The sequence below is a fragment of the Leifsonia sp. Root227 genome, from assembly GCF_001428745.1.
GTDB lineage: Bacteria > Actinomycetota > Actinomycetes > Actinomycetales > Microbacteriaceae > Leifsonia.
The window spans coordinates 822,383-835,770 of record NZ_LMIO01000001.1 but is presented as its reverse complement, the minus strand read 5'-3'; the positions used below and the strand labels follow the sequence as shown (position 1 = coordinate 835,770).

Annotated in this window: 13 protein-coding genes; 10 read left to right on the top strand and 3 right to left on the bottom strand. The window is 66.9% G+C overall.

Annotated elements, in window-relative coordinates; translation table 11 throughout:
* Positions 1-29: 29 nt before the first annotated feature.
* The 9 genes from sdhC (at position 30) to ASE16_RS03805 (ending at position 7,984) form a co-directional block, all read left to right on the top strand.
* Positions 30-368 (top strand): succinate dehydrogenase, cytochrome b556 subunit, encoded by a 339-nt coding sequence (gene sdhC / locus ASE16_RS03845; RefSeq protein WP_055890708.1) that lies wholly within the window; start codon positions 30-32, stop codon positions 366-368.
* A gap of 2 nt (positions 369-370) precedes the next feature.
* Positions 371-814, top strand: coding sequence for a succinate dehydrogenase hydrophobic membrane anchor subunit (locus ASE16_RS03840; RefSeq protein WP_055890706.1), 444 nt, complete (start codon positions 371-373; stop codon positions 812-814).
* A 32-nt stretch (positions 815-846) separates the two neighbouring features.
* A complete protein-coding gene (gene sdhA, locus ASE16_RS03835) occupies positions 847-2,649 on the top strand; it encodes a succinate dehydrogenase flavoprotein subunit (protein ID WP_055890704.1) in 1,803 nt (600 codons plus the stop codon).
* Positions 2,649-3,410 carry a succinate dehydrogenase iron-sulfur subunit gene (locus ASE16_RS03830; protein ID WP_055890702.1) on the top strand — a complete coding sequence of 254 codons (762 nt, stop codon included), beginning with the start codon at positions 2,649-2,651 and terminating at the stop codon, positions 3,408-3,410. The genes sdhA and ASE16_RS03830 overlap by 1 nt, the downstream gene beginning before the upstream one ends.
* A gap of 89 nt (positions 3,411-3,499) precedes the next feature.
* Entirely contained in the window at positions 3,500-4,738 is a 1,239-nt protein-coding gene (locus ASE16_RS03825; RefSeq protein ID WP_055890700.1) for a YihY/virulence factor BrkB family protein, read from the top strand.
* A gap of 9 nt (positions 4,739-4,747) precedes the next feature.
* Positions 4,748-5,584, top strand: a complete 837-nt coding sequence (locus ASE16_RS03820; RefSeq protein ID WP_055890697.1) for an exodeoxyribonuclease III — start codon at positions 4,748-4,750, stop codon at positions 5,582-5,584.
* 37 nt (positions 5,585-5,621) lie between these two features.
* Positions 5,622-6,632 (top strand): tryptophan--tRNA ligase, encoded by a 1,011-nt coding sequence (trpS, locus tag ASE16_RS03815; protein WP_082581211.1) that lies wholly within the window; start codon positions 5,622-5,624, stop codon positions 6,630-6,632.
* A gap of 9 nt (positions 6,633-6,641) precedes the next feature.
* A complete protein-coding gene (locus tag ASE16_RS03810) occupies positions 6,642-7,256 on the top strand; it encodes a GNAT family N-acetyltransferase (protein WP_055890696.1) in 615 nt (204 codons plus the stop codon).
* The gene (locus ASE16_RS03805; protein WP_055890694.1) at positions 7,253-7,984 is read left to right on the top strand and encodes an HAD family hydrolase; all 732 of its coding nucleotides are present in this window, start codon (positions 7,253-7,255) and stop codon (positions 7,982-7,984) included. The genes ASE16_RS03810 and ASE16_RS03805 overlap by 4 nt, the downstream gene beginning before the upstream one ends.
* A 60-nt stretch (positions 7,985-8,044) precedes the next feature.
* On the opposite strand, the gene glpK is transcribed toward ASE16_RS03805, so the two are convergent.
* From glpK to ASE16_RS03790, 3 genes are all read right to left on the bottom strand, one after another.
* On the bottom strand, positions 8,045-9,565 hold the full coding sequence (glpK, locus tag ASE16_RS03800; protein WP_055890691.1) for a glycerol kinase GlpK: 1,521 nt from the start codon (positions 9,563-9,565) through the stop codon (positions 8,045-8,047).
* A 69-nt stretch (positions 9,566-9,634) separates the two neighbouring features.
* Positions 9,635-10,363, bottom strand: a complete 729-nt coding sequence (locus ASE16_RS03795) for an MIP/aquaporin family protein (protein WP_055891577.1) — start codon at positions 10,361-10,363, stop codon at positions 9,635-9,637.
* A gap of 179 nt (positions 10,364-10,542) precedes the next feature.
* Entirely contained in the window at positions 10,543-12,285 is a 1,743-nt protein-coding gene (locus ASE16_RS03790; RefSeq protein WP_055890689.1) for a glycerol-3-phosphate dehydrogenase/oxidase, read from the bottom strand.
* Between the two features lie 124 nt (positions 12,286-12,409).
* Here ASE16_RS03790 and ASE16_RS03785 point away from each other — a divergent pair, with 124 nt between their 5' ends.
* The gene (locus tag ASE16_RS03785; RefSeq protein ID WP_055890687.1) at positions 12,410-13,387 is read left to right on the top strand and encodes a sugar-binding transcriptional regulator; all 978 of its coding nucleotides are present in this window, start codon (positions 12,410-12,412) and stop codon (positions 13,385-13,387) included.
* The last annotated feature ends 1 nt before the right edge of the window (position 13,388 follow it).

Sequence of the window (13,388 nt, the reverse complement as noted above, 5' to 3'; positions counted from 1 at the left end):
GCGGGACACTGTACCGGGGCCGAGAGGGAATGTGGTCGTGGGTGCTGCACCGCATCACCGGCGTCGCCATCTTCTTCTTCCTTCTCGTTCACATCCTCGACACCTCGCTCGTCCGGGTCAGCCCAGAGGCGTACAACGCGGTGATCGGGACGTACAAGAACCCCATCATGGGACTCGGTGAGATCGCCCTCGTCGGCGCCATCATTTTCCACGCCTTCAACGGCATCCGGATCATCCTCATCGACTTCTGGAGCAAGGGCGTCAAGTACCAGAAGGTCATGTTCTACATCGTCATCGTGATCTGGGTCGTGCTCATGGCCGGCTTCGTTCCCGTGCAGCTCATCCACATCTTCGGAGAGGGGCACTGACCATGACCACCATCGAAGCGCCTCGCACCCCGTCCCGCCCTGCCCGCAAGGGCGTCAACTGGGAGAAGTGGGGCTGGATCTACATGCGCGCGTCCGGCGTGCTGCTGATCGTCCTCATCTTCGGCCACCTGTTCGTCAACCTCGTCATGGGCGAGGGCGTCAAGCAGATCGACTTCGCCTTCATCGGCGGCAAGTACGCAACGCCGTTCTGGCAGATCTGGGATCTGCTGATGCTCTGGCTCGCCATGATCCACGGCGGCAACGGGATGCGCACCCTGGTCAACGACTACTCGTACAACAAGGTGGTCAACCGCATCCTGAAGGGCGCGATCCTCGCCGCCGTCGTCGTGCTCGTGGTCCTCGGCACGCTCGTGATCTTCACCTTCGAACCCTGCCCAGCAGGCGCTCCGGCCGATCTTCTGCCGTCGTTCTGCCCGGTCAAGTAATCACCTAGTAGCCAACGACTACGGAAAACGCTGTGACAACTGAAACCTCTGAATCGACCGTCATCGACGGCGTCCACTACCACGAGTTCGACATCGTCATCGTCGGCGCAGGCGGCGCAGGGATGCGCGCTGCGATCGAAGCCGGTCCGCACGCCAAGACCGCGGTGATCTCGAAGCTCTACCCCACCCGCTCCCACACGGGAGCCGCGCAGGGCGGCATGGCCGCGGCGCTGGCGAACGTGGAAGAGGACAACTGGGAGTGGCACACCTTCGACACCGTCAAGGGCGGCGACTACCTCGTCGACCAGGACGCCGCCGAGATCCTCGCCAAGGAAGCCATCGACGCCGTCATCGACCTCGAGAACATGGGCCTGCCGTTCAACCGCACGCCAGAGGGCAAGATCGACCAGCGCCGCTTCGGCGGTCACACCCGCGACCACGGCAAGGCGCCTGTGCGCCGCGCCTGCTATGCAGCGGACCGCACCGGCCACATGATCCTCCAGACGCTGTTCCAGAACTGCGTCAAGCTCGGCATCAACTTCTTCAACGAGTACTACGTCCTCGACGTGATCATGAACGAGGTGGACGGGGTCGACCAGCCCGCCGGCGTCGTCGCCTACGAGCTGGCCACCGGCGAGCTGCACGTCTTCCACTCGAAGGCGATCATCTTCGCGACGGGCGGCTTCGGCAAGATCTACAAGACCACCTCCAACGCCCACACCCTCACCGGTGACGGCGTCGGCATCATCTGGCGCAAGAAGCTCCCGCTCGAGGACATGGAGTTCTTCCAGTTCCACCCGACCGGCCTCGCCGGGCTGGGCATCCTGCTCACCGAGGGCGCCCGCGGTGAGGGCGCGATCCTCCGCAACGCGAGCGGTGAGCGCTTCATGGAGCGCTACGCCCCCACCATCAAAGACCTCGCGCCGCGCGACATCGTCGCCCGCTGCATGGTCCAGGAGGTCGCGGAAGGCCGCGGCGCCGGTCCGCACAAGGACTACGTGCTGCTCGACTGCACCCACCTGGGCGCCGAGGTCCTGGAGACCAAGCTGCCGGACATCACCGAGTTCGCCCGCACCTACCTCGGCGTCGACCCCGTGGTCGAGCCCGTGCCCGTGATGCCGACAGCGCACTACGCGATGGGCGGCATCCCGACCAACACGGCCGCCGAGGTGCTGCGCGACAACACCACGGTCGTTCCCGGCCTCTACGCCGCGGGCGAGTGCGCCTGCGTCTCCGTGCACGGCTCCAACCGTCTCGGCACCAACTCGCTGCTCGACATCAACGTGTTCGGCAAGCGTGCAGGCAACAACGCGGTCGAGTACGTCAAGACGGCGACCGCCGTCCCGCTGCCGGACGACCCGGCGAAGGCCGTCCGCGAGATGATCGACGGGCTCCGCAACGGAACGGGCACCGAGCGCATCGCTGCCATCCGCAAAGAACTGCAGGACGAGATGGACAAGAACGCCCAGGTGTTCCGCACGGACGAGTCGCTCGCGAAGGTCACCACGACCATCCACGAGCTCCGCGACCGGTACCGCAACATCGTCGTGCAGGACAAGGGCAAGCGCTTCAACACGGACCTCCTCGAGGCTGTGGAGCTCGGCTTCCTGCTCGACCTCGCCGAGGTCGTGGTGTACTCGGCGCGCAACCGCCAGGAGAGCCGCGGCGGCCACATGCGCGACGACTACCCCAAGCGCGACGACGAGAACTTCATGAAGCACACCATGGCGTACCTCTCGGGCGACCCGCACTCGTCCGACGCCGCCGACCACATTCGACTCGACTGGAAGCCGGTCGTCGTGACCAACTACCAGCCGATGGAGAGGAAGTACTGATGTCGAACGCCGTGCTCGAGACTCCGCCCGCACCCGAGGCGCCGATCCAGTCGTTCACCGTGACCCTGATCATCCGGCGTTTCGACCCGGATGTGGACACGGAGCCGCGCTGGCAGGACTTCGACGTCGAGATGTTCCCGACCGACCGCATCCTGGACGCGCTGCACAAGATCAAGTGGGAGCAGGACGGCTCGCTGACCTTCCGCCGCTCCTGCGCGCACGGCATCTGCGGTTCGGACGCCATGCGGATCAACGGCCGCAACCGTCTCGCCTGCAAGACGCTGATCAAGGACCTCGACATCTCGAAGCCGATCTACGTCGAGGCCATCAAGGGCCTGCCGCTGGAGAAGGACCTCATCGTGGACATGGAGCCGTTCTTCGCCTCCTACCGCGAGGTTCAGCCCTTCCTCGTCGCGAACAGCGCTCCGCCGAAGGACAAGGAGCGCATCCAGTCGGTCGCAGACCGCGCCCGCTTCGACGACACCACCAAGTGCATCCTGTGCGCGGCGTGCACCTCGTCGTGCCCGGTGTTCTGGACGGACGGGCAGTACTTCGGCCCGGCGGCTATCGTCAACGCGCACCGCTTCATCTTCGACTCCCGCGACGACAACTCGCAGGTGCGCCTCGACATCCTCAACGACAAGGAAGGCGTGTGGCGCTGCCGCACCACCTTCAACTGCACCGACGCGTGCCCCCGCGGCATCCAGGTGACGCAGGCCATCGCCGAGGTCAAGCAGGCCATCATGCGCGGCAAGCGCTGAGCCGAGCTCTTCACGAGTTACCCGTGACTGCGCGATTTCCGACGGAAATCGCGCAGTTTCCGGTATCTGGCGGTGGATAGGCTGGGGCCGTGGCCAAGAAGTCGAGACAGGACGTCGCACCCGTGCGTCCCGATCCGGCGTTGCAGCGCGCTGAGGGCACGATCGACCCGGACTCCGAGTCGCTGAAGGACAAGATCACCGAGGCGACGGAGCCGCTGCGCGAACGGCTGGAGAAGCCGGTCGCGCGGGTCACCATCTGGGCCAAGTGGGTCAAGGCCCTCCGGCCGTATCGCGTGTACATGAACTTCTCGTACAGCGACGGCAACCTTCGCGCCGCCGGGATGGGCTACCAGGCCCTGTTCGCGATCTTCGCCGCGATCTGGGTGGCGTTCTCGGTGGCGGGCCTCTGGCTGACAGGCAACCAGGAGGTACTGGGGGCGCTCACGGACCTCATCAACCGAGCGGTCCCCGGGCTCATCGCGACGGACACTCAGCCGGGCGCCATCCAGTTGTCGCAGCTCGAGAGCGCCACATCCTTCGGCTGGACCGGCATCATCGCCGCGGTCGGCCTGATCTGGACGGCGATCGGCTGGCTCTACTACACCAGGCAGGCCGTCCGCGCGGTGTTCGGGCTCACCAGGGACACCACCAACTACGTCCTGCAGAAGATCCGCGACCTCGGCCTGGCCATGCTGTTCGGCATCGTGCTGCTGATCTCGGCGGTGCTCACCATCGTCAGCACCGAGGCGCTCACTTTCGTGCTCGATCTGATCGGACTGGGCGACTCGTTCTGGACCAGTGTGGTCGCGCGGGTGTCCGGCCTGTTCGTCTCCGTGCTCCTCAACATCGTCACGCTCGGCGCCATGTTCCGCGTGCTCGCGCGCGTCGCCGTGCCGTGGCGGAACCTCTTCTTCGGTACGCTGCTCGGCAGCCTCACCCTCGCCGGGCTGAGCACCCTGGCCGGTGTCTTCCTCGGCGGGGCGACCAAGAACCCGCTGCTGGCAACGTTCGCCGTCTTCATCGGTCTGCTGATCTGGTTCAACTTCGTCTCGCGGGTGATCCTGCTCTCCGCCTCCTGGATCGCCGTCGGGATGTTCGACCGCGGGCTCTCCCCACGCCTGGTCACGCCCGAGCAGGCGGCCGCGGAGAAGGCGGCGGCAGAGCACCAGGCCCGCGTCGTCGTGGCCAAGGCGGAGCTCGAACGGGCCAAGGATGCGCTGGCCTCTGCCCGCTGGCTCGGCAGACTGCGAGCGCAGCGTTCCGTCGAGCGCGCCCAGAACAACCTCAACGACGTGCTCGACGAGGGGACCGTCGGTCGTCCCCGGTAGGCTTGATGCATGCCTTCGAAGCCCGTGCGTATCGCCACGATCAACACCAACGGCATCCGCGCCGCCTTCCGCAAGGGCATGGGCGCGTGGCTCGACACCCGGGATGTGGACATCCTCGCCATTCAGGAGGTCCGCGCATCCACGGAGGACATCCAGTCGCTGCTCGGTGAGGAGTGGGACATCCTGCACGACCCGGCCACGGCCAAGGGGCGGGCAGGGGTGGCCATCGCGAGCAGGCACCGCGCGTCCATCCACCGGGTGGAGCTTGGGCCAGAGGAGTTCGACAGCGCAGGGCGCTGGCTGGAGGCCGACTACGAGGTTGGCGGCAAGGTCATCACCGTGGTGAGCACCTACGTGCACTCCGGAGAGGCCGACTCCCCCAAGCAGGTCGAGAAGTACACCTTCTTGGATGCGATGGAGGCCCGCCTGCCGGAACTCCAGAAGCACAGCGAGTACGCGGTCGTGCTCGGCGACCTGAACGTCGGGCACCGCACGCTCGACATCCGCAACTGGAAGGGCAACGTCAAGCGTGCCGGCTTCCTGCCGGACGAGCGGGCGTACTTCGACCGCTTCGTCGGCGCGGAGGGCGACGACGACTACAACGCGGGCGGCGGTCTCGGCTGGGTCGACGTCGGGCGCAAGTGGGCAGGAGAGGTCGACGGCCCGTACACCTGGTGGTCGTGGCGCGGACAGGCGTTCGACAACGACACAGGATGGCGCATCGACTACCAGCTCGCGACCCCCGCGCTCGCGGCGACGGTGAAGCACTACGCGGTCGATCGGGCGGAAGCCTACGACGAGCGATGGTCGGACCACACTCCCGTGGTCGTCGACTACGCCATCTGACCCGCTTCTCCACTCTTCAGACTTTCAAGGACATCCCATGACCACTCTCCCCCGCCTCTATTCGGGCATGCAACCATCGGCAGACTCCCTGCAGCTCGGCAACTACATCGGAGCGCTGCTGCAGTGGAAAGAGCTGCAGACCACCCACGACGCGTTCTTCTCCGTGGTCGACATGCACGCGATCACGGTCGCCCAGGAGCCGGCCGAACTGCGCGAGAAGACGCGCAGGACGGCGGCGCAGTACATCGCGGCCGGGATCGACCCGTCGGCATCCACCCTGTACGTGCAGTCGCACGTCCCCGCTCACGCCGAGCTCGCCTGGGTGCTGAACACGATCACCGGGTTCGGCGAAGCGTCGCGCATGACGCAGTTCAAGGACAAGTCGGCCAAGCAGGGCGCCGAGGCGACCTCTGTCGGCCTGTTCGCCTATCCCGTGCTGATGGCGGCGGACATCCTGCTCTACGGCGCGGAGGTCGTGCCGGTCGGCGACGACCAGCGCCAGCACGTCGAGCTGACCCGCGACCTGGCTGAGCGCTTCAACAGCCGATTCGGCGAGACGTTCGTGGTGCCGCAGGCGATGATCCTCAAGGAGAGCGCCCGCATCTACGACCTGCAGAACCCCGCGGCCAAGATGTCGAAGTCGGCGGAGTCGCACGCTGGCGTGGTGTGGCTGCTCGACGAGCCGAAGGTCACTCAGAAGAAGATCATGCGCGCCGTGACCGACACCGACGGCGTCGTGTCGTTCGATCGAGAAGGCAAGCCGGGCATCTCCAACCTGCTGTCGATCTACGCGTCGCTCTCCGGCCGCAGCGTCGAGTCGATCGAGCTGGAGTACGACGGCAAAGGCTACGGCGACTTCAAGAAGGGCCTCGCCGAGGTGGTCGTGGAGACCTTCGCGCCCGTGCGCCAGCGCGCGCTCGACCTGCTCGACGACCCGGCGGAGCTCGATCGCATCCTCGCCAGGAACGCCGCTCGCGCGGAGGAGATCGCCGAGGCGACGCTCGCGACGGTCTACGACCGCGTCGGCTTCCTGCGCCGCGTGCGCTGAGGTCGCAGCATGACAGCGGAATCGACGCGTGAGCCCATCGTCCTGACGGGCTCACGCGTCGTGCTCTCCGTGCCGGGAGCAGCCGACATCGACCGGGTGACCGAGCTGTGCGCCGAGCCCGCGATCGCGCGCTGGACGACGGTGCCGTCCCCGTATGTCCGAGAGAACGCGGAGACGTTCGTGCTCGATATCGTGCCAGCCGCCTGGACGAGCGGCGCGTCGCGCACCTGGGCGATCCGCGAATCGGAAGACGGCGAGCTGATCGGCATGATCGGCCTCGACGGCATCCGCGACGGCGAAGCGGAGATCGGCTTCTGGCTGGCGCCGGAGGCACGGGGCCGTGGCCTGATGACGGCGGCCGTCGCGCTCGCGATCGACCACGCGTTCGCGCCGGAGCCGTCCGGCCTCGGACTCGAGCGCCTGGTCTGGCGGGCGTTCGTCGGCAACGCGGCCAGCGCATCCGTCGCCCGCCGCGCAGGCTTCCGATTCGAGGGCACCAGGCGCGCGGGAGGAGTTCAGCGCGGCGCTCGCCTGGACGACTGGCAGGCTGCGCTGCTGCCGTCCGATCCGCGGGAGCAGGCGGGCGACTGGCCGGACGCGACCTACGTGCAAGCGGACGCATGACAACGCCCACTGTCGTGCTGTTCGACCTGGACGACACCCTGTTCGCCCACCGGGCCGCCGTGGCCGCCGGCATCCAGAAGCACGTGTCGACGCTCGGCGCGCCATACGGCGCCCTGGACGCCGCCACGACGGTCTCCTTCTGGCACGACCTGGAGGAGACGCACTACCACTCGTACCTCGCCGGCCGTCTGGACTTCGAGGGGCAGCGCCAGGCGCGCGCCCGCGACTTCGCCGCCAGGCACGGGGTCGCCCTCGACGACGCGGCGGCGAGCGTGTGGTTCGCGACGTACTTCGAGCGCTACGTGGAGAGCTGGGCCCTGCACGACGACGCGCTGCCGTGCCTGGATGCGCTGACCGAGCGCATCCCCGGCGTGCGCTTCGGTCTCATCACGAACGGCGACCTGGCGTTCCAGACGCGCAAGGTGACGACCGTGGCCCTCGACCAGCGGGTCGAGCACGTGATCGCGTCCGGAGAGCTGGGCATCGTGAAGCCGGACCCGGCGATCTTCCTGCACGCCTGCGAGGTGTTCGGCGTCACGCCCGGCGACGCGGCGTACATCGGCGACCGGCTGCGCACCGACGCGATCGGCGCTGCCCGCGCCGGGCTCACCGGCGTCTGGCTGGACCGCACAGGAGAGACGCCTGCGCAGGAGGACGCGGCCGACGCCGCGGCGGCCGGTGTGCTGCGCATCCGGTCGCTCGCCGAGCTGCCCTCCCTGCTCGCGTAAGCGGGAAACGCGCGAACGCCGCCCGGCGGGAGCCGAGCGGCGTTCGCGCGTGCGTGACGATCAGGCGTTCTGCACGTCTTCGTCGACCCAGTCGAAGGTCTTGGTGACGGCCTTCTTCCAGAGGCGGAGCTGACGGTCGCGCTCGTCGTCGTCCATCTTCGGCTCCCAGCGGCTGTCCTCCTGCCAGTTCTTGCGGAGGTCGTCCAGGTTCTCCCAGAAGCCCACCGCCAGACCGGCGGCGTACGCGGCACCCAGAGCGGTCGTCTCTGCGACGACCGGGCGGATGACGGGGACGCCGAGGATGTCGGCCTGGAACTGCATCAGGGTGTTGTTGGCGATCATGCCGCCGTCCACCTTCAGCTCGGTGAGGTCGACGCCGGAGTCGGCGTTGACCGCATCCAGCACCTCGCGGGTCTGGAATGCCGTGGCCTCCAGGGCGGCGCGGGCGATGTGCCCCTTGTTGACGTACCGGGTGAGGCCGACGAGCGCACCGCGCGCATCCGACCGCCAGTACGGCGCGAACAGACCGGAGAACGCGGGCACGAAGTACGCGCCGCCGTTGTCCTCGACCGTCTTGGCGAGCTCCTCGATCTCCGGGGCGCTCGAGATGATGCCCAGGTTGTCGCGGAGCCACTGCACCAGCGAACCGGTGACGGCGATGGAACCCTCGAGGGCGTAGTGCGGCTTCGCGTCGCCGAGCTTGTAGCCCAGCGTCGTCAGCAGACCGTTCTTCGAGTGGACGATCTCCTCACCCGTGTTGAAGATGAGGAAGTTGCCCGTGCCGTAGGTGTTCTTCGACTCGCCGGTGTCGAACGCGGCCTGGCCGAACGTCGCCGCCTGCTGGTCGCCGAGGATGCCAGCGACAGGCACCTCGCGGAGAAGGCTGGACGGCTCGACCTCGCCGTAGACCTCCGACGAGCTCTTGATCTCCGGGAGCATCGACTTCGGAACGCCGAACACCTCGAGGATGTCGTCGCGCCAGGTCAGCGTCTCCAGGTCCATGAACAGGGTGCGGGAGGCGTTGGTCACGTCGGTGGCGTGCACGCCGCCGTCCGGGCCGCCTGTCAGGTTCCAGAGCACCCACGAGTCCGTGGTGCCGAAGAGCAGGTCCCCGGCCTCCGCGCGCTCACGAGCTCCCTCGACGTTCTCCAGGATCCAGACGATCTTGGTGCCCGAGAAGTAGGTCGCCAGCGGAAGGCCGACGATCTGCTTGAACCGCTCGACGCCCCCGTCGGCCGCGAGGCGGTCGACGATCGGCTGAGTGCGGGTGTCCTGCCAGACGATGGCGTTGTAGACGGGCTCGCCGGTGTTCTTGTCCCAGACCACCGCGGTCTCGCGCTGGTTCGTGATGCCGACGGCCGCGATGTCGTGACGGGTCAGGTCTGCCTTGGAGAGCGCCTGACCGATCACCTCGCGGGTGTTGTTCCAGATCTCCACCGGGTTGTGCTCCACCCAACCGGCCTTCGGGAAGATCTGCTCGTGCTCCAACTGACCGGTCGACACGATCGACCCGGACTTGTCGAAGATGATCGCTCGGGTACTGGTCGTGCCCTGGTCGATGGCGACAACGTAGTCGGCCATAGGTAACTCCTTTGTTTTGGGGGGTGGGACTGATGCGGGCCGGTCCGATTCCGGACCGGCCCGCGGGTGCTACTTGAGGATGGGGAGCAGGATGATGGCGAGCCAACCGGCGAGCAGACCACCGATGATCGGGCCGACGACGGGAACCCAGGCGTACGACCAGTCGCTCGAACCCTTGCCCTTGATCGGCAGGATGGCGTGCGCGATGCGCGGGCCGAGGTCACGGGCAGGGTTGATGGCGTACCCCGTCGGACCACCGAGGCTGGCGCCGATGCCGATAACCAGGAGGGCGACGGGCAGAGCGCCGAGGGCGGCGAGACCGGCAGCGGTTCCCGGCTGGTGGCCGAACGCGATGACCACGAACACCAGCACGAACGTGCCGATGATCTCCGTCACGAGGTTCCACGCGTAGCTGCGGATGGCAGGGCCGGTCGAGAAGACACCGAGCTTGTTCGCGGGCTCCGGCTCCTCGTCGAAGTGCTTCTTGTACGCCAGCCAGGTGAGGACGGCGCCGATGATGGCACCGATCAGCTGAGCCAGGATGTACAAGGCCACGACACCGAAGTTCACCGGAACAAGCGTGTGCGCGGCTGCGGAGCCGAACGCCTTGGCGCCGTTGGCGACAAGTCCGAGCGTCACAGCAGGGTTCAGATGAGCGCCGGAGTTGTAGGAGACGATCACACCAGCGAAGACCGCGAGGCCCCAGCCGATGTTCACCATCAGGAACCCGCCGTTGAAGCCCTTGTTCTTGATGAGAGCGACGTTCGCCACAACGCCAGTACCGAGGAGGACGAGCATCGCCGTGCCCACCAACTCCGACAGGAAATCTACACCGATATTGTCCACGTTGACCTTCCAGTTGTTCAGTTGACCCGCACCCTGTTGTGCGATGTGGTGTGGTTCTCGTCAGGGTGGGCAATTGAACGCTATTCGCGCCAGCCCACCGTGACAAGAACCGTGCTATGCACGTTCGTGCATCATCGGAGCGCTGCGGCTTCGCTGCCGTCCTCCGACTCGAGGTGCACCCGGTGGGCGTCGGCGAGTTCCGCTATGAATGCATCTTCCTCCTCGGACCGCCGGTTTGGCGACCATCCGAGTGCGTTCGCCACGATTTCGCCGACCTCGCGCACCAGCGCGCCGCTGATTCCGCCGACGAACGCGATGCTCGTGCGGCGCAGGAACACGTCGGAGAGGTGCACGACGTGCTCGGTGCGCACGAGGTAGTCGATCTCGGTGCGGGAGTACTCGCTCGCGTTGGCGAGGCGAGTGTCGTCGTCGTCGCTGCCGGCGACGGCGTCGATCACGAACGTCGCCTTGGTGCCGTAGCGGTGCAGCAGCTGGGATGCGCGCTCGCTTCCCACGTCGGCGCCGTACCTGGCGATCCAGTCGCGCTCCGCCGCCGGGGTGGCAGGGAAGCCGACGCCTCCTCCGATGGCGAGACCGGCGGTGGAGACAGTGCGGGTGGCGCCGAGCGCATCCAGCGTCTCGTTGGCCAGGTGCTCGCTCAGCGCACGGAACGTCGTCCACTTGCCGCCGACCAGGCTGAGGATCTTCGTGTCGCCGAGGCCGTCGATGCTGCCTGGCACGATGCGGTAGTCGCGGGACACGAACCCAGGCGCTGTGTCGTCGTGGTGCGGCAGAGGGCGGACCCCGGAGAAGCTGTAGACGATCTGCGAGCGGGTCACAGGGATCGTTGGGAAAACGTGCGAGACCAGTTCGATGAAGTAGTCGATCTCGTCCTCGGTGCACACGGCGCGCTCCGACATGTCCGCTTCGAGGTCCGTGGTGCCGACCATGACCCTGCCCTTGAGCGGGTAGATGAGCACGATGCGGCCGTCGTTGTTCTCGAAGAACATCTCGCGGCCCTTGCACGCCTCAAGCAGCTCCTGGTTGTCGAGGACGATGTGCGAGCCCTTCGTGCCGCCCATGAACTCGGTGCTGCGGCCGAGCGCGGCGTTGGTGAGGTCGGTCCACGGTCCTGACGCGTTGACGACGACGTCGGCGACGATCGAGAACTCCTCGCCCGTCTCGCGGTCGCGGACGAGCACGCCGCCGTCGCGGACGCCGATCGCCTCGACGTAGTTGGCCGCGCGGGCGTGCGGACCGGCCGCGAGACCGTCGGCGAGCACATCCAGCGCCAGGCGCTCCGGGTCGTGGACGCTGGCGTCGAAGTATGTGGCCGTGTACTTGATGCCGGGGTTCAGCTCCGGTTGGGTCTCCAGGGACTTCTTCTTGCCGGAGAACTGGTGGCGCGGAACGCTGCCGCCGTCGCGGGAGAACGAGTCGTAGATCGTGAGGCCGGTCTTGATCAGGAACGCACCGCGCTCCTTCGGCTTGCCCTGCTTGTGGGTGAGGAAGCGCAGCGGGGCGGCCAGGATTCCGGAGAAGGTGGAGAAGATCGGGATGGTGGTCTGCAGCGGCTTGACGTAGTGCGGCGCGATCTTCAGCAGGCCGTTGCGCTCGGTGACCGACTCCTTGACGAGGCGGAACTCGCCGTTCTCCAGGTAACGGACACCGCCGTGGATCATGTGGCTCGACGCAGCGGACGCTCCGGAGACGAAGTCGTTGCGCTCGACCAGCACGACGTCGATGCCCTGCAACGCGAGGTCGCGGAAGGTGCCGATGCCGTTGATGCCGCCGCCGATGACGAGCACGCGGGCGTTCGGGCGGTCACGGAGGCGTTCGACCTCGCTGCGGGCTGCGTTCGACTTCGTCGTCACGGCTTTCTCCTGTGGTTCTGTCGGTGCGGGTGTCTGGCAGCTATAGTTTTCGATGCCCGGACACTTTGTTCAAGCTGGCTGCACATACGTGCAGCCGTAGCTCGACGAGAGAAGACGACACCCGATGCCCAGCCCAGAGACCGAGAACCTGCCGGAGAAGACGCGCGACGCGCTCAAAGCAGGTCACCTCTATTACATGCAGGACCTGACGATGGAGGCCATCGCCCACGAGATGCACACCTCGCGGTCCAGCGTTTCCCGCCTGCTCAGCTATGCGCGGGCCTCCGGACTGGTCACCATCCAGATCGCGACACCGCACGAGGGCGCGACGCGCATCCAGCAGGACATCCATGACCGGTACGGCATCGCGGCGCACATCGTCCCCATGCCGAGCGCCATCAGCGACGTGGACAGACTGGAGCGCGTAGCCATCTCGGCTGCACGAATTCTCGACAGGTTCATCGACTCCAATCAGACCGTCGGCATCGCCTGGGGGTCCACGATGAGCGCCCTCAGCAGGCACCTCATCCCGAAGGATCTGCACAACCTCGAATTCGTGCAGCTCAACGGTGCGGGCAACACGTACACGACGGGTGTGCTCTACGCCTCGGAGATCCTGCGCAGGTTCGGCGACACCTTCTCCGGCACCATCCAGGAGTTCCCCGTCCCCGCCCTGTTCGACGACCCGCAGACCAAGAAGGCGATGTGGCGCGAGCGCAGCACCAGGCGCATCCTCGACATCCAGGAGCGGATGGACGTGGCGATCTTCGGCCTCGGCTCGCCCTTCTCCGAGGTGCGCTCCCACGTGTACGCCGGCGGTTACCTCGACCAGGCCGACTACGCATCCCTGGACGTGTCCGGTGTGGTCGGCGACGTCGCCACGGTGTTCTTCCGCGAGGACGGCAGTCACCACGGCATCCCGCTCAACGAGCGGGCGAGCGGCCCGGACATCGACCTCATCAAACGGGTGCCGCGCCGGGTCTGCGTGGTGTCCGGCCCCTCCAAGGTGCACAGCCTCCGCGGCGCCCTCTCCGCCGAGCTCATCACCGACCTGATCGTGGACGAGGGCACAGCGCGCGCACTGGTGTCGCTGCGAGACTGAG